Below are 23,489 nucleotides of genomic sequence, written 5' to 3' on the forward strand. Positions count from 1 at the left end.
CGCGTTCCCGGCGTGTGAACTTTGCGTGATCGGCGCCGGTTGAGCGGCGAAACAGAGATAGTGTCGGAGGCGTGAGTCAACAGCTGTCACCGGAGTCCGCCGGTGTGCTGAGCGATGCCCTGCGGCGCGAACTGATCGCCGTCCGCCGGGATCTCCACATGCACCCCGAGCTGGGCCACCAGGAGGTCCGTACCACCGCCGTCATCAAGGAGCGCCTGGAGCGCGCGGGTCTCGCACCACGCGTACTCGACGGCGGTACCGGCCTGGTATGTGACATCCACCCCACCGGTGACGCACGGGCGGGCAGATCCGGCCGCCCGGTGCTGGCGCTGCGCGCCGACCTCGACGCGCTGCCGATCCCCGACACCAAGACCGTGCCGTACCGCTCCACCGTCCCCGGCCGGGCGCACGCCTGCGGCCACGACGTGCACACCACCGTGGTGCTCGGCACCGGTCTGGTCCTCGCCGGGCTGGCCGCCCGGGGCGAGCTGCCGCAGCCGGTGCGGCTGATCTTCCAGCCGGCCGAGGAGGTGCTGCCGGGCGGCGCCACCGACGCCATCGACTCCGGCGTGCTGGACGGCGTCGGCCGCATCCTCGCCCTGCACTGCGACCCCAAGGTCGACGCCGGGAAGATCGGGCTCAAGTCCGGGCCCATCACCTCCGCCTGCGACCGGCTGGAGATCCGGCTGTCCGGCGACGGCGGCCACACCGCCCGCCCGCACCTCACCACCGACCTGGTCACCGCCGCCGCGCGGGTCATCACCGATGTCCCCGCGCTGCTCGCCCGCCGGGTCGACACCCGCGCCGGGCTCGCGGTCACCTGGGGCAGGCTGACCACCGGCCACGCCTCCAACGTCATCCCGCAGCGCGCCGAGATCTCCGGCACCATGCGCTGCCTGGAGCTGTCCGCCTGGCGGGACGCCAAGGACCTGGTCGAGGAGGCGGTCGGCGAGGTCGCGCGGCTGCACCAGGCCAAGTACGAGATCGACTACATCCGCGGTGTCCCTCCGGTGGTCAACGAGCCGCAGGTCACCTCGCTGCTGGCGGCGGCCATGACCAGCCGGTACGGGGCCGACGCGGTCGAGCCCACCGAGCAGTCCCTGGGCGGCGAGGACTTCTCCTGGTACCTGGAGCAGGTCCCCGGTGCCATGGCCCGCCTCGGGGTCAGGCCGCCCGGCGACGGCGACCGGCCCGGTGCCGCGCCACGCGACATCCACCAGGGCGACTTCGACGTGGACGAGTCCGCGATCGGGGTCGGTGTGGAACTGCTCACCTCGGCCGCACTGCTGGACGCCGCCCAGCGCCCCTGAACGCCTCCGCGCGCCCGTGAACACCACCGGCACCCGGGGTTCTGCCGCAGCCCCGGGTGCCGGTGCCGACACACCGAGCAATGTTGCGTACTGGTTGCGTTCACGACGATCTGATAACGGGTCCTTAGCCCGTCTTTACCGCATGTCTACGCGCGTTACGATCCTGGCAACAGCGCCGTAAGAGGCGCTTTCAGACCGAAGGGATCGTCCTCTTGCGCCGCGTATCCAAGCTCGCAGCATCGGTCGCCGTCACGGCGACCCTCGCCCTGACCGCCACGGCGTGCGGTGAGAGCTCCACCTCCTCCTCCTCCGGATCCGGCAAGAGCGACGCGGGCGTGGGCCTGGCCTTCGACGTCGGCGGCCGGGACGACCACTCCTTCAACGAGTCCGCCGCGCGTGGCCTGGACCGTGCCGCCGAGGAGCTCGGCGTCGAGTTCAAGGAGATGACCGCCAAGAACGACGAGACCGACGCCGACCGCGAGCAGCGGCTGACGTCCCTCGCCGAGAACGGCTTCAACCCGATCATCGGCGTCGGCTATCTCTACGGCAACTCGATAGAGAAGGTCGCCGCGAACTACCCCGACATCACCTTCGGTGTGGTGGACTCCGTCGCCGAGGGCGACAACGTCTACAGCATGGTCTTCTCCGAGCACGAGGGCTCCTACCTCGCCGGTGTCGCCGCCGCGCTGAAGACCGAGAGCGGCACCGTCGGCTTCATCGGCGGTGTGAACAACCCGCTGATCAACAAGTTCGAGGCCGGCTTCGTCCAGGGTGTGCTCGACACCAACGACGCCGAGGGCACCGACGTCACCGTCGATGTCCAGTACCTCTACGAGGACAACGACGCCGGCTTCAACGATGTCGCCAAGGCCCGCGAGACCGCCGACGGCATGCTCGGCCGCGGCGCCGACATCATCTACACCGCCGCCGGCCAGTCCGGCCAGGGCTCCATCGAGATGGTCGCCGGTGTCGAGGGCGCCTGGGCGATCGGTGTCGACTCCGACGCCTACGTCCAGCCCGGCCTCGCCGAGTACAAGGACTCCATCCTCACCTCCGTGGTCAAGGGCGTGGACGTCGCCGTCTTCGACCTGATCAAGTCGGTCCAGGACGGCGAGCCGCTGAGCGGCCCGCACTCCTACAACCTCGCCGAGGAGGGTGTCCAGCTGGCCACCTCGGGTGGTTTCATCGATGACATCTCCGAGCAGATCGAGGCGGCCAAGGCCCGCATCGTCTCCGGCGAGGTCACCGTCCAGGAGACCCCGTAACACAGTGACGGCCGCCCCCCGGGGCGGCCGTACGGGGCCGGTGGGGGACTCTCTCCCCACCGGCCCTCCGCTCGCTTCACCGTCCCGCGCGAGGAGAGTGCGCCATCCCAGCCTCCAGCAGCTCCCCCGAGCCCAGCGGCACCACCCCGGCCGTTGAGCTGCGCGGGATCACCAAACGCTTCCCCGGCGTCGTGGCCAACCACGACATCGACATCACCGTGCGCAAGGGCACCGTGCACGCCCTCGTGGGCGAGAACGGCGCCGGCAAGTCCACGCTGATGAAGATCCTCTACGGCATGCAGAAGCCGGACGAGGGCACCATCACCATCGACGGCGACCAGGTCTCCTTCGCCACCCCGGCCGACGCCATCGCGCGCGGCATCGGCATGGTGCACCAGCACTTCATGCTCGCGGACAACCTCACCGTCCTGGAGAACGTGGTCCTGGGCGCCGAGAAGCTCCACGGCATCGGAGGCGCCGCCCGCGCCCGCATCAAGGAGCTGTCCGACGCGTACGGCCTGGGCGTACGTCCCGACCTGCTGGTCGAGGACATCGGCGTCGCCGACCGGCAGCGGGTGGAGATCCTCAAGGTCCTCTACCGGGGCGCCAGGACCCTCATCCTGGACGAGCCCACCGCCGTCCTGGTGCCGCAGGAGGTGGACGCGCTCTTCGGCAACCTCCGCGAGCTGACCGCCGAGGGCCTCACCGTCATCTTCATCTCGCACAAGCTGGGCGAGGTGCTCTCGGTCGCCGACGACATCACCGTCATCCGGCGCGGTACGACGGTCGCCGCCGTCGAACCCTCCGCGACCACCCCCAAGCAGCTGGCCGAGCTGATGGTCGGCTCCGAGCTGCCCACCCCCGAGACCCGCGAGTCCACCGTCACCGACCGGCCGGTGCTCACCGTCGCCGGGCTGCGGCAGTCGGGCACCGACTCGGACGGGGTGCGCCGCGACGTGCTCTCCGAGGTCGACTTCACCATCCACGCCGGTGAGGTGCTGGGCATCGCCGGCGTCGAGGGCAACGGCCAGGCCGAACTGGTCGAGGCCATCATGGGCGTGCGCGGCCTGGACGCGGGCACGATCTCGCTGGACGGCGAGGACATCACCCGCCGCTCCACCCGCCGCCGCCGCGAGGACGGCATCGGCTACATCCCCGAGGACCGGCACCGGCACGGCCTGCTGCTGAACGCCCCGCTGTGGGAGAACCGGATGCTGGGCCACGTCACCCAGCGCCCCAACAGCAAGGGCCCGTGGCTGACCGCCGGGGACGCCCGCGCCGACACCGAGCGGATCGTGCGCGAGTACGACGTGCGCACCCCCGGCATCGAGGTCACCGCGGCGTCGCTGTCCGGCGGCAACCAGCAGAAGCTGATCTTCGGCCGCGAGATGAGCCACCACCCCAAGGTGCTGATCGCCGCCCACCCCACCCGGGGCGTGGACGTCGGCGCCCAGTCCCAGATCTGGGACCAGATCAGGGCCGCGCGCCGTGAAGGGCTCGCCGTGCTGCTGATCTCCGCCGACCTGGACGAGCTGATCGGCCTGTCCGACAGCCTCCGCGTCATGTACCGGGGCCGGCTGGTCGCCGACGCCGACCCCGCCACCATCACCCCCGAGGAGTTGGGCACCGCCATGACCGGCGCCGCCACCGGCCACCTGACGGGCGACGCGCAGACGGAGACCCCGTCATGAGCGCCGTGACCGCCGTGACCACCCGGATCAAGAACATCGACCGGGAGAAGATCGTCCTGGGGCTCGCCGCCCCGCTGCTGGCGATCGTCACCGCCGTGATCATCACCTCGCTGGTGATGACCGCCACCGGGCAGAACCCCTTCCAGGCGTTCTCCGTGATGCTGGACTTCGGCTCCAAGAGCGACAGCCAGGTCTGGATCGTCAACAAGGCGATCCCGTACTACCTGTCGGCCGTCGCGGTGGCCATCGGCTTCCGGATGAACCTGTTCAACATCGGGGTCGACGGCCAGTACCGGGTCGCCGCCTTCTTCGCCGCCGCCGTCGGCGGCGCGCTGGCGCTGCCCGGCATCATCCAGATCCCCGTCATCCTGATCACCGCCATGCTGGTCGGTGCGCTGTGGGCGGGCATCGCCGGCTACCTGAAGGCCACCCGGGGCGTCAGCGAAGTGATCACCACGATCATGCTGAACTTCATCGGCGGCTCGCTCATCGGCTACTTCCTCAAGGAAGGCCGGCTGGCGGAGCGCGAGGGCAACCTCGTGCACACCACCGACATCCCCGACTCCAGCTTCTTCTTCGAGATCCCCACCAACGTCCAGCCGATCTACGGCACCATCGTGATCGCGGTGATCGTCGGCATCGGCTACTGGTTCGTGCTCAGCCGCACCCGCTTCGGCTACGACCTGCGGGCCGTCGGGGCCTCCGAGCCGGCCGCCGAGGCGTCCGGTGTCTCCGTCAAGCGCACCGTGATCACCGCGATGCTGCTCTCCGGCGCGGTGGCCGGCCTGGTGGGCATGCCCACCCTGCTGAACATCTCCGGCAACTACGGCAACGACTTCCCCACCGGGATCGGCTTCACCGGCATCGCCATCGCCCTGCTCGGCCGCAACAGCGCGGTCGGCATGGCCTTCGCGGCGCTGCTGTGGGGCTTCCTGGAGCGCACCGGCGGCCAACTGGAGTTCGAGGGCTACGCCCAGGAGATCGTCGGCGTGATGCAGGGCGTCATCGTGCTGTCCGTCGTGGTCGCCTACGAACTCGTCCGCCGCTGGGGCATCAAACGCCAACAGCGCATCGTCGGCGAACAGCTCGCCGCCCAGGCCCGTAAGAACAGCGCGGAGAAGGACGCGGAGGTGACGGCGTGACCACCACCGTGGAGACCCCCGCCGGAAAACCCGGCAGCGACAAGGGCAAGGGCACGGGAGCCACCAGCAGTGGCACGCCGCGCCGCAGGCTCACCTACCCCATGGTGCTGCTGCTGATCGCGGGCGGCCTCGTGCTGCTGTCCGTGGTCCGCGTGATGACCGGCGCCGACTCGCTGACCGCCACCAGCCAGTGGGCGAGCGCGCTGAGCTTCGCCGTGCCGATCGGCCTCGCCGGACTCGGCGGCCTGTGGGCCGAGCGCTCCGGCGTCGTCAACATCGGCCTTGAGGGCATGATGATGCTCGGCCTGTTCGCGGCAGGCTGGATCGGCTGGCAGTACGGGCCCTGGGCCGCCGTGCTCGCGGGCATCATCGGCGGCATGCTGGGCGGCCTGGTGCACGCGGTGGCCACCGTGACCTTCGGCGTGGACCACATCGTCTCCGGTGTCGCCATCAACATCCTGGCCCTGGGCGTGGTGCAGTTCCTCGCCAAGCTGTGGTTCGGCGCCGACGGCAGCCCGGCCAAGGACGCCGGCGGCAACGACAAGCAGTCGCCGCAGATGGACATCCTCCAGCCGTTCTCGGTGCCGGGCGTGGCCGACTGGCTGGGCGACATCGCGGGCAAGCGCTGGTTCCTGATCTCCGACCTGGCGGGCATCCTGCGCGCCGGCGTCAACAACGTCTCCTGGCTCACCCTGCTCGCGGTGCTGCTGTTCGTGGGCACGTACGTGGTGCTGTGGAAGACGTCCTTCGGGCTGCGGCTGCGCTCCTGCGGTGAGAACCCGCAGGCCACCGAGTCGCTCGGGGTGAACGTCTACGCGTACAAGTACGTCGCCCTGCTGGTCTCCGGCGGCCTCGCCGGGCTCGGCGGCGCGTACCTGGCGGTGCTGATCCGCATGTACCAGGACGGTCAGACCGGCGGGCGCGGCTACCTGGGCCTGGCGACCATGATCTTCGGCAACTGGCGTCCCGGCGGTGTCGCCACCGGCGCCGGCCTGTTCGGCTTCATGGACGCCCTGCAGACCCGCGACGGCGGCGCGACCGTGCACGCCACGCTGCTGCTGTTCGCCCTGGCCCTGGCGGGCGTCGCGATCTGGCAGCTGTGGCGCGGCAAGCGCCTCACCGCGCTGATCGTGGCCGTCGTCGGAGCGGCGCTGTGGATCTGGTACGCCACCACTGACACGATGCCGCTCGAGCTGGTGAGTGCCAGCCCGTATCTGACGACGCTGCTGGTCCTGACACTGTTCGCCCAGCGGCTGCGGACACCCAAGGCGGTGGGCAAGCCCTACCGGAGAGGCGAGGGCGGCTAGATGGCGGACACCACCGAGGTGGACTGGGAGGCGCTGCGCGGCGCGGCCCGCGAGGTGATGGGCCGGGCGTACGCCCCGTACTCCCGTTACCGGGTGGGCGCCGCGGCGCTGGTGGACGACGGCCGTACGGTGGTCGGCTGCAATGTGGAGAACGCCTCCTACGGCGTGGGGCTGTGCGCCGAGTGCGGCCTGGTCTCCGCCCTGCACGCCACCGGCGGCGGCCGGCTCACCCACTTCACCTGCGTCAACGGCAAGGGGGAGATCATCACCCCGTGTGGCCGCTGCCGCCAGCTGCTGATGGAAAACGGCGGCCCGGAGCTGCTGGTGGACACCCCCGCCGGCGGCATCCGTCCGCTGTCCGATCTGCTCCCCGAATCCTGGAACTTCTGATCTCATGAGCCACGACGCCATCTCCGTCATCCGTGCCAAGCGGGACGGCGGCACGCTGACCCCCGCCCAGATCGACTGGATCATCGACGCCTACACCCGGGGCGAGGTGGCCGACGAGCAGATGTCGGCGCTGGCGATGGCGATCCTCCTCAACGGCATGGACCGGGCCGAGATCGCCCGCTGGACGGCGGCGATGATCGCCTCCGGGGAGCGAATGGACTTCTCCTCCCTGCCGCTGCCCACCACCGACAAGCACTCGACGGGCGGCGTCGGCGACAAGATCACGCTGCCGCTGGCCCCGCTGGTGGCGGCGTGCGGCGCTGCCGTGCCGCAGCTGTCCGGGCGCGGGCTCGGGCACACCGGCGGCACCCTGGACAAGCTGGAGTCCGTCCCCGGCTGGCGGGCGCGGCTGTCCAACGACGAGATGCTGTCGGTGCTGCGCGAGGCGGGCGCGGTGATCTGCGCGGCCGGCGACGGGCTCGCCCCGGCGGACCGCAAGCTGTACGCGCTGCGCGATGTGACCGGCACGGTGGAGGCGATCCCGCTGATCGCCTCCTCGATCATGTCGAAGAAGATCGCCGAGGGCACCGGCGCGCTGGTGCTGGACGTGAAGGTGGGCTCCGGCGCGTTCATGAAGACGCGGGCCGACGCCCGTGAGCTGGCCGAGACGATGGTGTCGCTGGGCACCGACCACGGGGTGCGGACGGTGGCGCTGCTCACCGACATGTCCACGCCGCTGGGGCTGACGGCCGGCAACGCGCTGGAGGTGCGCGAGTCGGTGGAGGTGCTGGCGGGCGGCGGTCCGGCCGATGTGGTCGAGCTGACCCTGGCGCTGGCCCGGGAGATGCTGGACGCGGCCGGGCTGACCGACGCCGACCCGGCGCGGGCGCTGGCGGACGGCAGCGCGATGGACCACTGGCGCCGCATGATCAAGGCGCAGGGCGGTGACCCGGACGCCCCGCTGCCGGTGGCCCGCGAGACGCACGTGCTGACCGCCCCGGCCTCCGGGACGCTCACCCGGCTGGACGCGTACGCGGTCGGGGTGGCGGCCTGGCGGCTGGGCGCGGGCCGGGCCCGCAAGGAGGACCCGGTGCAGGCGGGCGCGGGCATCGAACTGCACGCCAAGCCGGGGCAGACGGTGCGCGCGGGGGAGCCGCTGCTGACCCTGCACACCGACACCCCCGAACGGTTCGGCGCGGCCCTGGAGTCGCTGTCCGGGGACGCGATCGAGGTCAGCGACGAGGCCCGGGTGGCCGTACCCCCGACGATTTTGGACAGGATCGCGTAGGCCGGTATCCGACCGACACCCTCTAACACCTTCACCGGGATGTGGTCAACCCTTTGCCATCATCGTCGTCGATGGTGTGTACCCTGAGGGATGGTCTTGACGGAACGGCACGGCGGGAGGTGTGGCTGCGATGCGCAGTGAACCCCCCAGTCACCATCCGCCGCGCCGCGTCCGTCCGCCCAGGTAGCCACGTACCCCCTGGGACGACTGGCGTGTGCGCGCCCCGAGCCTGCCAGCCGTTCGCGCACCATCTCCAGGGGGACATCCCGTCATGACCCATCTGCCTGCCCTGCTTGAGGACCACAACCTCGCGGGCGCCCTCGAATGGCTGGAGACCCAGCCGCCCTACGCCATCGCCGACGAACTCGCGCGGATGGACGCCGTCAACTCCGTCATCAGCTTCCGGCTGCTGGACAAGGACCGCGCGCTGGAGGTCTTCGAGGAGCTGGACCCGGTAGACCAGCAGCAGATTCTCCAGGGGCTGCGGGACCAGGCGTTCCGCGATCTGGTGGAGAACATGGACCCGGACGACCGGGCCCGGATGCTCAAGGAGGCCCCGGCCAAGGTCGCCCAGCGGGTGCTGGCCGGACTCAGCGCCCACGAACGGCAGATGACGGCGGCGCTGCTGGGTTACCCGGAGGGCTCGGTCGGCCGCTACATGACGCCGGAGACGGTCGCGCTCCAGCAGGATCTGACGGTGGCTCAGGCGTTGGAGACGGTACGCCGGCGGGGGGCGCGGGCGGAGACCATCTACACGCTGCCGGTGGTGGACGCGGGGCGCCGGCTGACCGGCATCGTCGAGCTGCGCGAACTGGTGCTGAGCGAGCCGGAGACGATGGTCGCCGCGCTGGTGGAGACCGAGCCGCCGATGGCGAAGGCGACCGACCGCGCCGAGGACGCGGCCCGGCTGATGCGTGAGACGAACGTGCTCGACCTGCCGGTGGTGGACAGCGAGGACCGGCTGGTGGGCCTGCTCACCAGCGATGACGCGTTCGAGGTCATCGAGGCGGCGGACACCGAGGACGTGGCGCGGCAGGCCGGTGCCGAACCGCTGGAGCGGCACTACATGTCGGCGAGCGTCTTCCAGCTCTCCCGCACCCGGGTGCTGTGGCTGATGCTGCTGCTGGTGGCGGCCATTCTGACGGTGATGGTGACCCGGGCGTTCGAGGGCGAGCTGGAGTCGGTGACCCAGCTGGCGCTGTTCATCCCGCTGCTGATCGGCGCGGGCGGCAACGCGGGCGCCCAGGCGGCGACGGCGGCGGTGCGCGCCCTGGCGGTCGGCGAGGTACGGGTGGGTGACCTGCTGAAGGTGATCTGGCGCGAGTGCCGTACCGGGTTGCTGCTGGGGTCGATGCTGGCGGTGGTCGGCCTGCTGGTGGGCTCGCTGTTCGTGGGATGGGACGTGGCGGCGGTGATCGCCCTGACGCTGATCGTGATCTGTGGCTGGGCCTCGACGGTGGGCGGCACGATGCCGCTGCTGGCCAAGCGCCTGAAGATCGACCCGGCGGTGGTCTCGGCCCCGATGGTGACGACGCTGGTGGACGCGACGGGTCTGGTCATCTACTTCTCGATCGCCAAAGTCATCCTCGGTATCTGAATGATGGTCTGACAAAGGAACCGGAACGGGGCCGGCCGCGTCCTGACATGGGCAGGAAGAGGAGTCCAGCCCATGAACAACGGCCACGGGGGCTACAACGGCGGCTACGGCGGGGGTTACGGTCCTCCGCACGCCCCGTATCCCCAGCCTCAGCCCCACCCCCACCCCCATCAGCAGGACAACACCCTGAAGGGAACGCTCGCCACGGCGGCGGCCTTCGTGGTGCTGGCGGCGATCGTCATCCCCCTCGGGATGAACAGCGGTGACGACGGGGGCGGCCTGGCCGGCCCCGCCCCGGAGATGCCGGAGATCGAACTGCCGGAAGGTCTGGACACCGGTACGGACCCGGCGGACAGCGACGACGCGGACGACGCCGGCGGGGGCGGTGCCCCCGCGGACCCGGTCTCGGAGGCGTTCGCCGCCGTGAGCTCCGGCGACTGTCTGGCCAACTACCAGACCGACAACGACGGAACCTGGAACGCCGAGACCCCCGAGCCGGTGGACTGCGCGGCCGACGACGCGTACCTCAAGGTCGTCGAGGTCATGGACGACTACGGCTTCTGCGACGGCTTCGAGCTGAACGCCACCACCTGGACCCACTCGTTCACGGACGAGGAGACCTGGGCGACGACCTACACCACTCTGTGCGTGGAACGGCAGTACCGGGTCGGCGAGTGCCTGATGTCGGAGCAGGAGGGCGAGGGCGACGACGCGACCATGCGCACCGGGCTGATGACGGCGATCAACTGCTCGGCCTCCCAGGTTCCGGTCCCGTACAACCAGATCATGCAGGTCTCCGGTGTGCCCGCCGCGAACGGCGACTGGGGCGGTGACGTCTGCCGCCAGGGCGGCAGCGACTACAACACGTACTGGTACCAGAACCTCGACGGCGGCGACGGCGATGTGCTGTGCATGACGGTGTACGGCAGCTGAGCCCCGCGCTCCGAACCCGCTGACGCGACGCGGTGGTCCCCTTCAGCGCCCGTTCTGGGCGCCGAGCGGGACCATCGCGTCACGTACCTCGGAGAGCAGCAGCCGCATGGCCTCCTCCGCGTCCTGGTGCCGCGCCTCGGCGACGGCCAGGGCGACCGCCTCGTGCAGGTCCAGCGCCTCGGGGACCGGCCGGTCGGGCATCAGCCCCAGCTGGGTGCGCCCGCGCAGCACGGCGGCGACCACGTCGGTGAGCGCGGCGAACATCTCGTTGCCGCTGGCGCTCAGCACCAGGGAGTGCAGTTCCACGTCGAGGTGGTTGAACGGTTCGAGCCGGCCGGCCTCGCCCAGCGGGCGCATGGCGGTGGCCAGTTCCACCAGCCGGGCGCGCTCGGCCGGCCCCGCGTGCTTGGCCGCCGCCGCCGCGGCCAGCGGTTCGACGGCGATCCGCAGTTCGGTGAGCGAGCGCAGCTGGGAGTCGCGGCCGGGGCCCTCCAGCCGCCACCAGATGACCCGGGGGTCGTACACCTGCCAGGAGCCCGCGGGCTGCACGGTGATGCCCACCCGGCGGCGGGAGACGACCAGGCCCTTGGACTCCAGCAGCCGCATCGTCTCGCGGGCGACCGTGCGGGAGACCCCGAACCGTTCCTGGATGGCGTCCAGCGTCAGCACGCGCCCCTCGGGGAGCACGCCGGAAGTGATCTCCAGGCCGAGGGTGTCCAGCACCTCGTGGTGTTTGGACTCGCCCTGACCATTGCCGTTGATCTTGTCGCTCCCCACCCCGGAAGCCTATCCCGGCGCCCCGCGCGGCCGGTGACCCACCGCAGGCACGGGAGTACGCACCGAGGTGCCGTTGTGAGGTACGTCGCGGGGGGTTTTCTCGCCGTCAACATTGGTGTTACCTTTCCCGTCAATTGGTAACACCTTTCAGTGAGGAGAGGCCGATGTCGCCGACCGCGCTCGTGGTCATGGGAGTCTCCGGCGCCGGCAAGACCACCGTCGCCGCGCTGCTCGCCGACCGCCTCGGCTGGCCGATGGCGGAGGCCGATCTGCTGCACCCGCAGGCCAACATCGACAAGATGGCGGCCGGCACCCCCCTCACGGACGCCGACCGGCTGCCGTGGCTGGGCATCATCCGCGACTGGATGACGGTGCGGGCCGACCAGGGCGAATCCGCGGTCGTCGCCTGCTCGGCGCTCAAGCGCGGCTACCGCGACCTGCTGCGCGAGGCGAACGGCCGGGTCCGCTTCGTCCACGTCGCCGGCTCCCGCGAGCTGATCTCCGGACGGCTGCACCTGCGCACCGGCCACTTCATGCCGCCCTCGCTGCTGGACTCCCAGTTCGCCGACCTGGAGCCGCTCCAGGACGACGAGGACGGCGTCACCGTCGACCTGAACCGCACCCCGGAGCAGATCACCGAGGACGCCCTGGCCGCGCTGGGCCTGCGCCCGTAACCCCTGCCACCCGGCACTTCCCCCTCCCCACCGTCCCGAAGGCAACGGAGCTTCCGCATGGACACCTGGACTCAAACGATGGGCGCCGGCCCGCTGCTCGGCATAGCCGCCGGCGCCATCGGCGTGCTGCTCTTCCTGATCATGAAGCTGCGGGTGCACGCCCTGCTGGCCCTGATCGTGGTCAGCCTGGCGACCGCGTTCGCCACCGGCATCCCCTCCGCACACGTGGTCGACACCCTCGTCCAGGGGTTCGGCACCACTCTCGGCGGCGTCGCCCTCCTTGTGGGGCTCGGCGCCATCCTCGGCCGGCTGATCGAGGTCAGCGGCGGCGCCCAGGCACTCGCCGACGCGCTCATCCGCCGCTTCGGCGAGGACCGCGCCCCGCTGGCGCTCAGCTTCGCCTCCCTCATGTTCGGCTTCCCGATCTTCTTCGACGCCGGCCTCGTCGTCATGCTGCCGATCGTCTTCACGGTCGCCCGACGGCTCGGCGGCGGCATCCTGCGGTACGCCCTGCCGGTCGCCGGCGCGTTCTCCGCGATGCACATCTTCGTGCCCCCGCACCCCGGCCCCGTCTCCGCCTCCGAACTCATGGGCGCCGACATCGGCCTGGTGATCCTGCTCGGCCTGGTCGTCGCCATCCCCACCTGGTACGTCGGCAGCTACCTCTTCGGCCTGTGGGTCGGCAAGCGCTTCGTCCTCCCCGTGCCGGACATCCTGACCGGCGGTGAGCAGGTCGAGCACGACAAGAACCCGCCGTCCCCGGGCACCGTCATCGGCCTGCTGCTGCTCCCGCTGGTCATGATCTTCGCCAACACCGGTCTGGACATGGCCCGCGCCGCGGGCTGGGTGGACGGCGACGCTGGCTGGTACCAGTTCGCCCGCGCCATCGGCGCCACCCCGATCGCCCTGCTGGTCACCGTGTTCGTCGCCAGCTACGTGCTCGGCACCCGCCGCGGACGCGGCGGCGAGGTCATCGAGAAGCTGACGGACTCCGCGCTGGGCCCGATCGCCTCGATCATCCTGATCACCGGCGCCGGTGGCATGTTCGGCGGGGTGCTGCGCGCCAGCGGCATCGGTGACGCGCTCTCCGACTCCCTCTCCGACCTGGGCCTGCCCGTCATCGTGGTGGGCTTCCTGGTCGCCTCCGCGCTGCGCATCGCCCAGGGCTCGGCCACGGTCGCGCTCATCACGGCGGCCAGCCTCATCCAGGGAGTCGTCCTGGCGGGGGACTTCAACTCCGTCGAGGTGGCGGCCATCGTGCTGGCCCTGGCGGCCGGCTCCGTCGTCGCCAGCCACGTCAACGACTCCGGCTTCTGGCTGGTGGGCCGGTTCATGGGCATGGACGTCAAGACGACGCTGCGCACCTGGACCGTGCTCCAGACCATCTTCGGTGTGATGGGCTTCTCGTTGGCGGCGGCCATCTACGCCATCGCCTGAGTCAGCGGCCACCGGGGCGGCGGGATCGGCGACGATCCCGCCGCCCCGGCCTTTGGGGCGGACGCGGCCGACGCAGCCCGCGGGGCCCACGTCGTCCCCCGGCCTCTCCCGCGTCGCCGCGGCCGGCGGACTGAGCCCGCGCCGCTACTGCAGGCCCAGGCTCATCCAGCGCTCGGGCGCGGCCAGCGGCGCGAAGCCGACCCGCTCGTAGACGCCGTGGGCGTCCTGCGTGCACAGCATGATCCGGCGCAGACCGTACGGGGCCAGGTGATCCCGTACGGCCCGCGCCAGTGCCGTCCCCAGGCCCCGCCCGCGCGCCGCGCGAGCCACGTACACATCGCACAGCCAGGCGAAGGTCGCACGGTCCGTCACCACCCGCGCGTACCCGACCTGCGCGCCCGAAGCCCGCTCGTACACCCCGAAGTTCAGCGACCCGGCGATGGCCGCGTCCTGCTTCTCGCGGGTGCGCCCCAGTGCCCAGTAGGCGTCGGTGGACAGCCAGTGGTGCACCAGGGCCGGGTCCAGGCGAGCGGGGTCGGTGGAGAACTCGTAGTCGTCCATGGCGGGGATTATTGGGTACCCGTCTCCCGTCCGACCAGCGAATATGGCCGCATGACGACCGAGGACGAGCACCTTCCCCCCGGCTGGGAACGCCGCAACGCCGCACTGTGGGCCGCCATCGACAGCTACGAGGACGCGGCGGAGTTCCGCGCCGCCGTCGCGGAGCTGGCCGCCGAACTGCCGCCGGGCAGCGCGGTCGCCGACTTCGAGCGCGGCTGCGCGTACGACTCCACCGGCCACCCGGACCGCGCCGTGGAGCACTACCGGCGGGCCCTGGCCACCGGCGGCCTGCCCGGCGAACGGCGCCGCCGCGCGGTGATCCAGCTCGCCAGCTCGCTGCGCAACCTCGGCCACCCGCAGGAGGCCGTGGACCTGCTCACCGCCGAACTGGCGGCCGGCTCCGACCACCTGGACGACGCGGTACGCGCCACCCTGGCGCTCGCGCTGACCGGTGTGGGCCGCGAACGGGAGGCGGTCTCGGTCGCGCTGACCGCCCTGGCCCCGCATCTGCCCCGCTACCAGCGGTCGATGGCGGCCTACGCGCGCCTGCTGGTGGAGTGATCGGCCCGAATCGGTTCAGGCTTTCGTGAATTCAGGAATGGCTGTACTGTCATTTCATGCTGACCACCGCCCCCGACATCGAGGTGCTGGCCCGGTTCGGCCGCGCCCTCGCCGACCCGATCCGCTGCCGGCTGCTCCTCGCCCTGCGCGAGGCTCCGGCCTACCCCTCCGACCTCGCCGACGCCCTCGCCATCTCCCGCACCCGGCTCTCCAACCACCTGGCCTGCCTGCGCGACTGCGGCCTGGTGAGCGCCGTCCCGGACGGCCGCCGCACCCGCTACGAACTCGCCGACCACCGGCTCGGCCACGCGCTGGACGATCTGCGGGCCGCCGTCGTCGCCGTCGAGGCGGACCGCACCTGCCCGGACGCCGAACGGGACGGCTGCTGCTGATGACCACCGGCATATCCGGCTCCCCGCCCCCGGCCCCGCCCCTGGTCCCGGCGCGCCGTGACCTCCTCACCCGCCGGGTGCGGTGGCTGGTGGCGGCGACCATCGCCTACAACGTGATCGAGGCGGCGGTGGCCATCACCGCCGGGACCGTGGCCTCCTCCGCCGCCCTGGTCGGCTTCGGCCTGGACTCGCTCGTCGAGGTCTCCTCGGCCGCCGCCGTCGCCTGGCAATTCTCGGCCGCCGACAGCGCGGTGCGCCAGGCCCGGGAGGCGCGGGCGCTGCGGATCATCGCGGTGTCCTTCTTCGCGCTCGCCGCCTACGTGAGCGTCGACGCCGTCCGTGCCCTTACAGGCGGCCACGAGGCGGACCACTCGATGACCGGAATCGTGCTGGCCGCCCTGTCGCTCGCGATCATGCCGTTCCTGTCCGCCGCCCAGCGGCGTGCCGGGCGCGAACTCGGATCGGCCTCGGCGGTCGCCGACTCCCAGCAGACGCTGCTGTGCACCTACCTGTCCGCCGTCCTCCTGGCGGGCCTCCTCGCCAACGCCACCCTCGGCTGGTCCTGGGCGGATCCCGTCGTCGCCCTCGTCATCGCCGCCATCGCCGTCAAGGAGGGGCGGAACGCCTGGCGCGGAGACGCCTGTTGCGCGACACCGCCGCCTCCGGACCCGGGGCGGGCGGCGGAGCCGGCGGCGCCCGACGCGTGCTGCGCGGGGGAGCGGCTCAGCTCACCGGCGCGCTGACCGGAGCGGGCGCGGGCTCCGGGGACCTGCCCGTGCCCCGGCCCCGGGCGAGCCCGAACGCCGAGATCGCGGCGGCGAGCAGGGCGGCGGCCAGGGGCACCAGCAGCGCGGCGTGATAGCCGTCCAGCGGGTCCCCGCCGCCGACGGAGGCGCTGACGGCGGTCACGGCGGACAGCCCGAGCGCCGCCCCGAACTGGAACGAGGTGTACAACAGCCCGCCCGCGAGACCCTGCTCCCGCGCCGCGATGCCCTCGGTGCCGACGATCGTGAGCGGCCCGTACACCAGGGCGAACGAGAGCCCGAGCAGCAGGAAGGCCGGGAACATCGCCGCGTAGGTCCAGTCGGCGCCGACCCGCGCGAACAGCGCGTACGCGAGTGCCGCCGTCAGCATCCCGGCGAAGATCACCCGGGCGCTGCCGAACCGGCGGATGAGGCGCGGGGTCAGGGTCGGGGACAGGATCGCGTCCAGGCCGATCACCAGCAGCGCGAAGCTGGTCCGGAGCTCGGACCAGCCCCGGTACTCGCGCAGGTAGAGCACCGCGACGAACTGGAACCCGAAGAACGCCCCGAACAGCAGCATCGCGATCAGATTGGCCCGCACCAGGGCCGTGTTGCGGAAGATTCCCAGCCGGACCAGCGGCACGGTCGTGCGCCGTTCCACGAGGACGAAGACGGCCAGCAGCGCCAGGGCCGCGCCGAGTGTCCCGGCGGTCTGCCGGCCCCCGGTGTGCGCGGCACGCTCGACGCCCAGCACCAGCAGCACGATCGCGGCGGTGACGGTGATCGCGCCCAGCACGTCCAGGCGTTCGGTACGGGGCCCGCCCGCCGCGTCGGCGGTGGTCGGCAGGAACCGCAGGGCGGCAAGCAGGATCACCGCGGACAGCAGCACCGGGGCGAAGAACACCCAGCGCCACCCGGCGGTGGTCAGCAACCCGCCGACCACGAGCCCGGTGGAGAACCCGCCGGCGGCCGTCCCGGAGTAGATGAGCAGGGCCCGGTCGCGCTGCGGCCCGGCGGCGAAGGTGGTGGTGACGAGCGACAGCCCGGCGGGCGTCATGAACGCGGCCGCCACCCCCGTGACGAAGCGGGCGGCGATCAGCGTCCAGCCGTCGTCCGCCAGCCCGCCCAGCCCGGAGAACAGCAGGAAGACCGTGAGCCAGAACAGGAACATCCGGCGCCGCCCGAACAGGTCCGCCGCCCTGCCGCCGAGCAGCATGAACCCGCCGTACCCCAGCACGTAGGCGCTCATCACCCACTGGAGCGTGCCGGTGGACAGGCCGAGATCGGCGCGGATGGACGGCAGCGCCACATTGAGCATGGCGATGTCGATGCCTTCGAGGAATATCGCTCCGCAGAGCACGAAGAGCACGCCCCACTCACGGCCACCGAGGCGGCCCGCGGCGGATGCGGGGGAGGGTGAGGTGGGCAACGGGGCTCCTGGGCGGGTGCGGGACGTGCGAGCGCTTACCGATCAGCACGCCAGTTCCTTCTTGATACCGACCCGATCCTGCGGCACCCTGGATCGCTGTGGAAGAAGGCACTTTCGAATCACCCCGTACCTGCCGGGTAACCATCCCCGACCAGGCACTTCAGTGGGACCGCCGCGAGGACTGCGAAGTACGGCAGATCCTCGACCGGGTCGCCGACAAATGGTCCCTGATGGTGGTCGCGCTCCTGGAACACCGCACCATGCGCTTCATGGAGCTGCGCCGCGACATCGACGGCATCAGCCAGCGCATGCTCACCGTCACCCTGCGCCAGCTGGAGCGCGACGGACTGGTCAGGCGGACGGTGTACCCGGTGGTCCCGCCCCGCGTCGAGTACGCGCTGACCCCGCTCGGCTGCACCCTGCACGAGGCCATCCAGTCCCTCGTGATCTGGACCGAGACCCACCAGGACGCGATCGCGGCGGCCCGCACCGCGTACGACCGGGCCGCCGCCGCTGCCGCGGAGGTCAGCGCGCCATCGGCCCCATCCAGGCCCGCCACGGACGGACGATGATCTCCTGATAGGAGTGGTGGGAGGGATTGCGCCCGACGTGATGGAAAACCCAGCGGCTGAGCGCCTCGAATTCCACCGACACCGGTGATTTCTTACGGCACACCGCGCAGCGCATCGCGAACTTGGTCGGCTCCGAGTCCGGTTCCACATCGGGCTCCAGCGTCCAGTTCCGGTACCGCAGCAATCGCCGCACACTCACCGCATGCCTCCACTCTTGAACGTCCGGTGCAGCACGCTGCGCACATTCGCCTCCCTGAGTCTGTCCAAGAGTTCTTTCCGGCGCCGTTGCTGTTCACTCTCCGCCACGGAACACCTCGATCAGTCGCCGCACGGCGTACGGACGGCAGGTCACCGACCGGACAGCGGGGGCCGGGCCGGCGGCCCCGGGGTCGGTGCTGGACTCAGCGATGGGCATCACAGCGGGCAGATGTACCCCCGCCCTCGTCAGCTCATTCCCCGGACGTGGAGTGGAGTTGACGAAGTCCGGACGTCGCCTTCCCGAGAAGTCATCACTCTCCAGGGGCATTTCGCCGCGCTTTTCCGTGAAACGCCAACGCGTGGCAGCCAGACCCCGCTACCGTCGAGAGCGAAAGGGCCTTTCGCCGTCAACGAGAGAAGTGCCGCCATGCCCACAGCAATTGACCCCGCCCCATGAAGAGACCGACCCCCTCCCGCCGACGGGAACCGCTATCGGCGGGGCGTCGCATGGAGCGCCCCCGGGAGTATGACCCCACGGAGGGCTACGTCGTGGAGGGCGCCCCGCCCGCGCTGGTGATCGAGGTGGAGAAGAAGGCGGCGGTCATGGCGGGCCGGGCCGAGCAGGGGTTGATCACGCCGCCGGGGTGACGCTTGCCCGGTGGGGGCGGGTGTGAGACGTTGACACGGAGCCCCCGGTCAGTCAGGTGGGCTCCCGGACGAGGGGTGCCGTACCCGGTGTGCGACAAGACGGCCCGCAGGAGGGCTCGTCATGGCATGGCTGATTCTGGTGATCTCGGGTGCGCTGGAAGCGGTGTGGGCCACCGCGCTGGGCCGGTCGGAAGGCTTCACCAAGCCCGGTCCGTCCGTGGTCTTCGCCGTAGGACTCGTCGGCAGCATGGCCGGCCTCGCGTACGCGATGCGCGATCTTCCCATCGGAACGGCGTACGCGGTGTGGGTGGGCATCGGCGCCACCCTCACCGTCGCGTACGCCATGGTCACCGGCGGTGAGTCGGTGAGCGTGGCGAAGATCGTGTTCCTGACGATGATCGTCGGCGGAGTGGTCGGGCTCAAGGCCGCCCACTGAGCGATGCGGTCCCGGTGCCGGCCGGTGCCGGACCCGCGCCCGGAGCCCGCGGGTCACTCCCGCGGGCTCCCGCCACCCGGACCTGTGCTGCCCTCCTGGGCGGGGACGCGGTCATCCCCGCCCTCCAGGACACGGGCGGCATCGAGTCCGTCGAGGATCGCGGTCACCGTCTCCTCGGGGGTCAGGTCCGAACTGTCCAGCCACAGACCGATCGGCGGAGTCTCCGCGCGCAGCCCCCGGTCCAGGACCTCGACCGTCCAGGGGCCCGGTCCGTACCCGTTCTTGGCCCGGCCGGCCTCCCGCCGGTGCACCGACTCCGGGGACGGGGCCAGCACCACCACGTACACGGGACGAGTGCGCAACCGGGCGAGGTACCGGGGCAGATCCTCACCGAGCACGATGTCCTGAACGATCGCGGTCCAGCCCTCGCGCGCGTACTCGTCGGCCACCAGTGCCGACAGCCGGTGCCGCAGCTCCAGTTGCGCCCGCGCCTCGGCCGCTTCCCCCGGCCGCATCTCCTCGCGCCCCGACACGATCATCCGCCGGAACACATCGCCCCGCACGTGCGCGGCCCGGGGCAGCCGTTCGGCGAGAAGCTGCGCCACGGTGGACTTCCCGGCGGCCATGATTCCGGTGATCAGGACAACGGAGGAACCGAGTGAACGGGTGGTCATTCCACGGATTCTCCCCGGTGCGGTCGGTGGGGTGGAGGCGGGGGCCCACCCGCCGCTACCCGGCCGCCCCGCCGCCCGGCGCGCATGCCCCGGCGACGCGCCGCAGTGCGGCCCCGGCGGGTTCGGCCGGCAGGCGCTCGCCGTTCCGCAGACGCAGGGAGAGCCCGCCGGCCGCCGCCTCCCGGGTGCCGATGACCGCCTGGTAGGGGATCAGCCGGCCCGCGCGGATCCGGGCGGACAGGGTGCCGTGCGACCGGGGAACCAGCTCCACCCGCAGACCGAGGTCCAGCGCCCGGGACCGCACGTCGTCCGCCAGCGCCAGCTGGTCGTCGCCCACCGGCAGGATCGCCAGCTGCACCGGCGCCAGCCAGGCCGGGAACGCGCCACCGTGCCGCTCGATCAGATGGGCCACCACGCGCTCCACGCTGCCGATGATGCTGCGGTGGACCATCACCGGGCGGTGCGCGGCCCCGTCCGCGCCGGTGTAGCGCAGATCGAACCGCTCCGGCTGGTGGAAGTCGACCTGCACGGTCGACAGGGTGGACTCGCGCCCCGCCGGGTCGGCGATCTGTACGTCGATCTTCGGCCCGTAGAAGGCCGCCTCGCCCTCCGCCGCCTCGTACGGCAGGCCGGAATCGTCCAGCACCTCCCGCAGCAGCACCACCGAGCGCCGCCACATCTCCGGCGCCGCCACGTACTTTCCGCCCCCGCCCGGCAGCGAAAGCCGGTACCGGGCCGGCCGGATGTCCAGCGCCTCGTACGCCCGGCGGATCATCTCCAGCGCGGCCCGTGCCTCGTGGGCCACCTGCTCGACGGTGCAGAAGATGTGCGCGTCATTGAGGGTGATGGCCCGCACCCGGGTCAGTCCGCCCAGCACGCCGGAGAGTTCGGACCGGTACATCCCGCCCAGCTCGGCCATCCGCAGCGGCAGCTCGCGGTAACTGTGCGCGCGGGAGCGGTAGATGAGCGCGTGGTGCGGGCACAGGCTGGGCCGCAGCAGCATCTGCTCGCCGCCGCCCAGGTCCATCGGCGGGAACATGTCCTCGCGGTAGTGGTCCCAGTGGCCGGAGATCTCGTACAGCTCGCGCTTGCCCAGCACCGGCGAGTACACATGCCGGTAGCCGGCCCGGCGTTCGGCCTCGTGGATGTAGCGCTCCAGCGCGTGGCGTACGGCCGCGCCCGCGGGCAGCCAGTACGGCAGACCCGCGCCCATGAGCTTGTCGGAGTCGAACAGGCCCAGCGCGCGGCCCAGGGTGCGGTGATCGGGTGCGTCGGTGGTCATGGTGGTGGTCTCCCTCCGGGGGAGGGGCGGGTGACCACACGGCGAAGCCCCGGGGCACTCGCCCCGGGGCTTCGGACTCAGACATGGGTCAGCGCGCCGGGACACTCTCCGGCGTCGTCGTGCTGGCAGCGCGCTTCATGCCGCGGACCCTAACAGACGGGGTCGGCCCGGTGCAGGGTGAATTCCCGGCTGGGCGGATGGACGACGACGGCCAGGCGGCTGCCCACCACCAGGCCGGGGAAGTGGGCGTCCGGCTCCGTGCTGCTCGCTTCGAACGGCTCGAAGCCGGGACCCGTGACGCGCAGCCGCAGCTCGTGCTGGGTGCTCAGGCCGTCCGGGGTGATGTCCTCGGGGCCGATGGCGATCACCTCGGCGGCCCCGTCCACCCCTTGGGTGGCCAGTCGGCGGGTGGAGCGCCGCCGGTCCCGGTTGTGGAGCAGCGTGCCCAGGCCCACGTACGCGACGAGTGCCCCGAACAGCGCCACGGCCCCGAAGACGACGGCGTCCACCGTCGTCGCGGCGTCGGCGAGGGCGCCGTGGGCGAAGGACACCGCCAGCCACCCGCCGCCCCCCAGCAGGCCCGTACCGAAGAGGTTCGCGAGGGCGGCGAGCACCGGTCCCATCGGCTCGACGCGCATCAGCACAGGCTCGTCTCGATGTCTTGACTTCCGCGCACCCCGTTGAGGGGAGCGCTTCCTGCCACGGTCGGGTAACCCGGCCCGCTGGCGTTGAGCAGTGCGGCGACGGCGCCGCGCGATGTACCACTGGCCATCGAAGTCCCCCCGGGGGAAGGAGTGTGGCCTCTATCACGTCCCCCGGGGGCGGGCGGTTCCGCCCTTGTGCCGTTGTGTCAGGCGAGGGCGGCCTCGCGCCGGCGCACCACCCGGGCGCGCCCAGTGGCGTACAGCGTGATGCCCGCGGTGGTCAGCAGCGCGACGAGACCGAAGGCCACCACACCCTCCCAGCCGGCCCGGTGGAAGATGACCGCGCCGAGCGTGCCGCCCGCGCTGTTGCCCAGGTAGTACGCCACCTGGTACAGCGCCGAGGCCTGCGCCCGCCCGTGGGTCACGGCCCGGCTCACCGAGCCGGAGGCGACGGCGTGGCCGAAGAAGAAGCCGCCGGTGATCAGCACCAGGGAGAGCAGCACGGTCGCCAGGTTGTCGACCAGGCTCAGCAGCAGCCCGCCGGTCACGGTGGTGATGGCGAGGTAGAGGGCGCCGCGCCGGCCGAGGCGTTCGACCATGGGGCCGGTCACCGAGGAGGAGCAGGTGCCCACCAGGTAGATGACGAACACCGAGCCGATGAGCCCGGCGGACAGGCCGAACGGCTCCGCCACCAGCCGGAAGCCGATCACCGTGTAGACGGCGCTGAACGCCGACATCAGCAGCAGCCCGATCGCGAACAGCCGCACCAGCAGCGGCTCGGACAGGTGGGTGCGCACCGTCGCGAGCAGGGCGCGGGGCCGCAGCGCGGTGGGGGTGAAGTTGCGGGCCCGGGGCAGCAGCAGCCGGTAGAGCACGGCGGCGGCCAGCGCGAGGACGGCGACGGCGGCGAGCGCGGCGCGCCAGCCCCAGCCCTCGGCGACCCAGCCGGTGAGGATGCGGCCGAGCATGCCGCCCACGCTGTTGCCCGCGATGAACAGGCCGACCGCGCCGACCGTGGAGCGGGCGTCCAGCTCCTCCGAGAGGTAGGCGACGGCGGAGGCCGGGATGCCGGCGATGGCCGCGCCCTGGAGGGTGCGCAGGGCGATCAGCGTGGTGAGGTCGGGGGCGAAGGGGATGACCAGGGCCAGGGCCACGGCGACGGCCACTGAGACCGTCATCAGCTGCTGGCGGCCGAAGCGTTCGCTGAGCGCGCTCAGCGGCAGGACGGCGGCGGCCAGGGCGATGGTGGTGGCCGAGATGGTCCAACTGGCCTGGCCCGGGGCCACCGAGAAGGCGGTGGCGAGGTCGGGCAGGAGTGCCTGGGTGGAGAACAGCAGCGCGAAGGTGGCCACGCCGAGGGCGAAGAGGGCCAGGTTGACGCGGAGGCGCGGGACCGGGGCGGCGGCCGGGGTGCGGGTCGCCGGGACGGTCGCGGTCGTGGTCGGTGCCGGGGTGGGCTTCGGGTGAGGGCTCGGGGCCTGGACTAGAGCGGGGTCGGCGGTGGCCGACACCTTCGTGGCTGCTGCGGTGGGCATGTC

The 23,489-nt window shown here is 71.7% G+C and carries 25 protein-coding genes and 1 riboswitch; of the genes, 17 read left to right on the forward strand and 8 right to left on the reverse strand.

The genetic code is table 11. From position 1 onward, the window contains the following. Positions 1–71: 71 nt before the first annotated feature. From SXIM_RS17195 to SXIM_RS17235, 9 genes are all read left to right on the forward strand, one after another. On the forward strand, positions 72–1,310 hold the full coding sequence (locus SXIM_RS17195; RefSeq protein ID WP_030728756.1) for a M20 family metallopeptidase: 1,239 nt from the start codon (positions 72–74) through the stop codon (positions 1,308–1,310). A 212-nt stretch (positions 1,311–1,522) separates the two neighbouring features. After that, the gene (locus tag SXIM_RS17200) at positions 1,523–2,575 is read left to right on the forward strand and encodes a BMP family lipoprotein (RefSeq protein WP_030728753.1); all 1,053 of its coding nucleotides are present in this window, start codon (positions 1,523–1,525) and stop codon (positions 2,573–2,575) included. A gap of 104 nt (positions 2,576–2,679) precedes the next feature. Next, a complete protein-coding gene (locus tag SXIM_RS17205) occupies positions 2,680–4,266 on the forward strand; it encodes an ABC transporter ATP-binding protein (protein ID WP_046724620.1) in 1,587 nt (528 codons plus the stop codon). Continuing rightward, on the forward strand, positions 4,263–5,408 hold the full coding sequence (locus SXIM_RS17210; protein ID WP_030728747.1) for an ABC transporter permease: 1,146 nt from the start codon (positions 4,263–4,265) through the stop codon (positions 5,406–5,408). Before SXIM_RS17205 ends, SXIM_RS17210 begins: the two co-directional genes overlap by 4 nt. Beyond that, positions 5,405–6,715, forward strand: coding sequence for an ABC transporter permease (locus SXIM_RS17215; RefSeq protein ID WP_030728744.1), 1,311 nt, complete (start codon positions 5,405–5,407; stop codon positions 6,713–6,715). The genes SXIM_RS17210 and SXIM_RS17215 overlap by 4 nt, the downstream gene beginning before the upstream one ends. After that, on the forward strand, positions 6,716–7,105 hold the full coding sequence (locus SXIM_RS17220) for a cytidine deaminase (protein ID WP_030728742.1): 390 nt from the start codon (positions 6,716–6,718) through the stop codon (positions 7,103–7,105). A gap of 4 nt (positions 7,106–7,109) precedes the next feature. Further along, entirely contained in the window at positions 7,110–8,393 is a 1,284-nt protein-coding gene (locus tag SXIM_RS17225; protein ID WP_030728736.1) for a thymidine phosphorylase, read from the forward strand. A gap of 271 nt (positions 8,394–8,664) precedes the next feature. Further along, positions 8,665–9,990: a magnesium transporter gene (gene mgtE / locus SXIM_RS17230; protein WP_030728735.1), complete on the forward strand. Its 1,326-nt coding sequence runs from the start codon at positions 8,665–8,667 to the stop codon at positions 9,988–9,990. Between the two features lie 72 nt (positions 9,991–10,062). After that, entirely contained in the window at positions 10,063–10,923 is an 861-nt protein-coding gene (locus SXIM_RS17235; RefSeq protein ID WP_046724621.1) for an LppU/SCO3897 family protein, read from the forward strand. 42 nt (positions 10,924–10,965) lie between these two features. On the opposite strand, the gene SXIM_RS17240 is transcribed toward SXIM_RS17235, so the two are convergent. Then, positions 10,966–11,700, reverse strand: a complete 735-nt coding sequence (locus SXIM_RS17240; RefSeq protein WP_234306792.1) for a FadR/GntR family transcriptional regulator — start codon at positions 11,698–11,700, stop codon at positions 10,966–10,968. A gap of 164 nt (positions 11,701–11,864) precedes the next feature. Here SXIM_RS17240 and SXIM_RS17245 point away from each other — a divergent pair, with 164 nt between their 5' ends. After that, positions 11,865–12,374 (forward strand): gluconokinase, encoded by a 510-nt coding sequence (locus SXIM_RS17245; RefSeq protein WP_030728730.1) that lies wholly within the window; start codon positions 11,865–11,867, stop codon positions 12,372–12,374. Positions 12,375–12,431: 57 nt separating this feature from the next. After that, positions 12,432–13,811, forward strand: a complete 1,380-nt coding sequence (locus SXIM_RS17250; RefSeq protein WP_030728726.1) for a GntP family permease — start codon at positions 12,432–12,434, stop codon at positions 13,809–13,811. Positions 13,812–13,955: 144 nt separating this feature from the next. Here the strand turns inward: SXIM_RS17250 and SXIM_RS17255 are convergent, their stop codons facing one another. Continuing rightward, positions 13,956–14,372, reverse strand: coding sequence for a GNAT family N-acetyltransferase (locus SXIM_RS17255; protein WP_046724622.1), 417 nt, complete (start codon positions 14,370–14,372; stop codon positions 13,956–13,958). 51 nt (positions 14,373–14,423) lie between these two features. Between SXIM_RS17255 and SXIM_RS17260 the strand changes: the two genes are divergently transcribed. The 3 genes from SXIM_RS17260 to SXIM_RS17270 are packed head-to-tail and all read left to right on the forward strand — an operon-like array spanning position 14,424 to position 16,068. Next, the gene (locus SXIM_RS17260) at positions 14,424–14,933 is read left to right on the forward strand and encodes a tetratricopeptide repeat protein (protein WP_030728720.1); all 510 of its coding nucleotides are present in this window, start codon (positions 14,424–14,426) and stop codon (positions 14,931–14,933) included. Between the two features lie 56 nt (positions 14,934–14,989). After that, positions 14,990–15,325, forward strand: a complete 336-nt coding sequence (locus SXIM_RS17265; RefSeq protein WP_030728717.1) for an ArsR/SmtB family transcription factor — start codon at positions 14,990–14,992, stop codon at positions 15,323–15,325. Further along, positions 15,325–16,068 carry a cation efflux transmembrane domain-containing protein gene (locus tag SXIM_RS17270; RefSeq protein WP_046724623.1) on the forward strand — a complete coding sequence of 248 codons (744 nt, stop codon included), beginning with the start codon at positions 15,325–15,327 and terminating at the stop codon, positions 16,066–16,068. The genes SXIM_RS17265 and SXIM_RS17270 overlap by 1 nt, the downstream gene beginning before the upstream one ends. On the opposite strand, the gene SXIM_RS17275 is transcribed toward SXIM_RS17270, so the two are convergent. Continuing rightward, positions 16,049–17,497 (reverse strand): MFS transporter, encoded by a 1,449-nt coding sequence (locus SXIM_RS17275; RefSeq protein ID WP_046724624.1) that lies wholly within the window; start codon positions 17,495–17,497, stop codon positions 16,049–16,051. The two genes, SXIM_RS17270 and SXIM_RS17275, sit on opposite strands and share 20 nt — an antisense overlap. A gap of 98 nt (positions 17,498–17,595) precedes the next feature. Between SXIM_RS17275 and SXIM_RS17280 the strand changes: the two genes are divergently transcribed. Beyond that, entirely contained in the window at positions 17,596–18,069 is a 474-nt protein-coding gene (locus tag SXIM_RS17280; RefSeq protein WP_078846958.1) for a winged helix-turn-helix transcriptional regulator, read from the forward strand. On the opposite strand, the gene SXIM_RS17285 is transcribed toward SXIM_RS17280, so the two are convergent. Next, entirely contained in the window at positions 18,023–18,268 is a 246-nt protein-coding gene (locus tag SXIM_RS17285) for a DUF7848 domain-containing protein (protein WP_078635252.1), read from the reverse strand. The genes SXIM_RS17280 and SXIM_RS17285 overlap by 47 nt on opposite strands. 506 nt (positions 18,269–18,774) lie before the next feature. Between SXIM_RS17285 and SXIM_RS27485 the strand changes: the two genes are divergently transcribed. After that, positions 18,775–18,915, forward strand: coding sequence for a hypothetical protein (locus SXIM_RS27485; protein ID WP_158707989.1), 141 nt, complete (start codon positions 18,775–18,777; stop codon positions 18,913–18,915). Positions 18,916–18,950: 35 nt separating this feature from the next. Further along, positions 18,951–19,024, forward strand: a riboswitch (guanidine-III (ykkC-III) riboswitch). A gap of 12 nt (positions 19,025–19,036) precedes the next feature. Beyond that, the gene (locus tag SXIM_RS17290; protein WP_046724626.1) at positions 19,037–19,351 is read left to right on the forward strand and encodes a DMT family transporter; all 315 of its coding nucleotides are present in this window, start codon (positions 19,037–19,039) and stop codon (positions 19,349–19,351) included. A gap of 53 nt (positions 19,352–19,404) precedes the next feature. Here the strand turns inward: SXIM_RS17290 and SXIM_RS17295 are convergent, their stop codons facing one another. The 4 genes from SXIM_RS17295 to SXIM_RS17310 form a co-directional block, all read right to left on the reverse strand. Further along, positions 19,405–20,025 carry an AAA family ATPase gene (locus tag SXIM_RS17295; RefSeq protein ID WP_078635250.1) on the reverse strand — a complete coding sequence of 207 codons (621 nt, stop codon included), beginning with the start codon at positions 20,023–20,025 and terminating at the stop codon, positions 19,405–19,407. 55 nt (positions 20,026–20,080) lie between these two features. Then, complete coding sequence (thrS, locus tag SXIM_RS17300) at positions 20,081–21,307, reverse strand: threonine--tRNA ligase (RefSeq protein ID WP_046724627.1); 1,227 nt, start codon at positions 21,305–21,307, stop codon at positions 20,081–20,083. A gap of 149 nt (positions 21,308–21,456) precedes the next feature. Continuing rightward, entirely contained in the window at positions 21,457–21,945 is a 489-nt protein-coding gene (locus tag SXIM_RS17305) for a hypothetical protein (RefSeq protein WP_148236129.1), read from the reverse strand. A 212-nt stretch (positions 21,946–22,157) separates the two neighbouring features. Beyond that, positions 22,158–23,486: an MFS transporter gene (locus SXIM_RS17310; RefSeq protein ID WP_030728693.1), complete on the reverse strand. Its 1,329-nt coding sequence runs from the start codon at positions 23,484–23,486 to the stop codon at positions 22,158–22,160. Between the last annotated feature and the right edge of the window lie 3 nt (positions 23,487–23,489).

The sequence above is a fragment of the Streptomyces xiamenensis genome (genome assembly GCF_000993785.3).
In the GTDB taxonomy this organism is placed as follows: domain Bacteria; phylum Actinomycetota; class Actinomycetes; order Streptomycetales; family Streptomycetaceae; genus Streptomyces; species Streptomyces xiamenensis.

Bases quoted from the DNA above. Each gene is read 5' to 3' on its own strand.
- mgtE (WP_030728735.1), top strand. From the start codon at position 8,665: ATGACCCATCTGCCTGCCCTGCTTGAGGACCACAACCTCGCGGGCGCC.
- thrS (WP_046724627.1), bottom strand. From the start codon at position 21,307: ATGACCACCGACGCACCCGATCACCGCACCCTGGGCCGCGCGCTGGGC.
- SXIM_RS17235 (WP_046724621.1), top strand. From the start codon at position 10,063: ATGAACAACGGCCACGGGGGCTACAACGGCGGCTACGGCGGGGGTTAC.
- SXIM_RS17250 (WP_030728726.1), top strand. From the start codon at position 12,432: ATGGACACCTGGACTCAAACGATGGGCGCCGGCCCGCTGCTCGGCATA.
- SXIM_RS17290 (WP_046724626.1), top strand. From the start codon at position 19,037: ATGGCATGGCTGATTCTGGTGATCTCGGGTGCGCTGGAAGCGGTGTGG.
- SXIM_RS17220 (WP_030728742.1), top strand. From the start codon at position 6,716: ATGGCGGACACCACCGAGGTGGACTGGGAGGCGCTGCGCGGCGCGGCC.
- SXIM_RS17265 (WP_030728717.1), top strand. From the start codon at position 14,990: ATGCTGACCACCGCCCCCGACATCGAGGTGCTGGCCCGGTTCGGCCGC.
- SXIM_RS17210 (WP_030728747.1), top strand. From the start codon at position 4,263: ATGAGCGCCGTGACCGCCGTGACCACCCGGATCAAGAACATCGACCGG.
- SXIM_RS27485 (WP_158707989.1), top strand. From the start codon at position 18,775: ATGGAGCGCCCCCGGGAGTATGACCCCACGGAGGGCTACGTCGTGGAG.
- SXIM_RS17295 (WP_078635250.1), bottom strand. From the start codon at position 20,025: ATGACCACCCGTTCACTCGGTTCCTCCGTTGTCCTGATCACCGGAATC.
- SXIM_RS17225 (WP_030728736.1), top strand. From the start codon at position 7,110: ATGAGCCACGACGCCATCTCCGTCATCCGTGCCAAGCGGGACGGCGGC.
- SXIM_RS17260 (WP_030728720.1), top strand. From the start codon at position 14,424: ATGACGACCGAGGACGAGCACCTTCCCCCCGGCTGGGAACGCCGCAAC.
- SXIM_RS17245 (WP_030728730.1), top strand. From the start codon at position 11,865: ATGTCGCCGACCGCGCTCGTGGTCATGGGAGTCTCCGGCGCCGGCAAG.
- SXIM_RS17255 (WP_046724622.1), bottom strand. From the start codon at position 14,372: ATGGACGACTACGAGTTCTCCACCGACCCCGCTCGCCTGGACCCGGCC.
- SXIM_RS17305 (WP_148236129.1), bottom strand. From the start codon at position 21,945: ATGCGCGTCGAGCCGATGGGACCGGTGCTCGCCGCCCTCGCGAACCTC.
- SXIM_RS17270 (WP_046724623.1), top strand. From the start codon at position 15,325: ATGACCACCGGCATATCCGGCTCCCCGCCCCCGGCCCCGCCCCTGGTC.
- SXIM_RS17310 (WP_030728693.1), bottom strand. From the start codon at position 23,486: ATGCCCACCGCAGCAGCCACGAAGGTGTCGGCCACCGCCGACCCCGCT.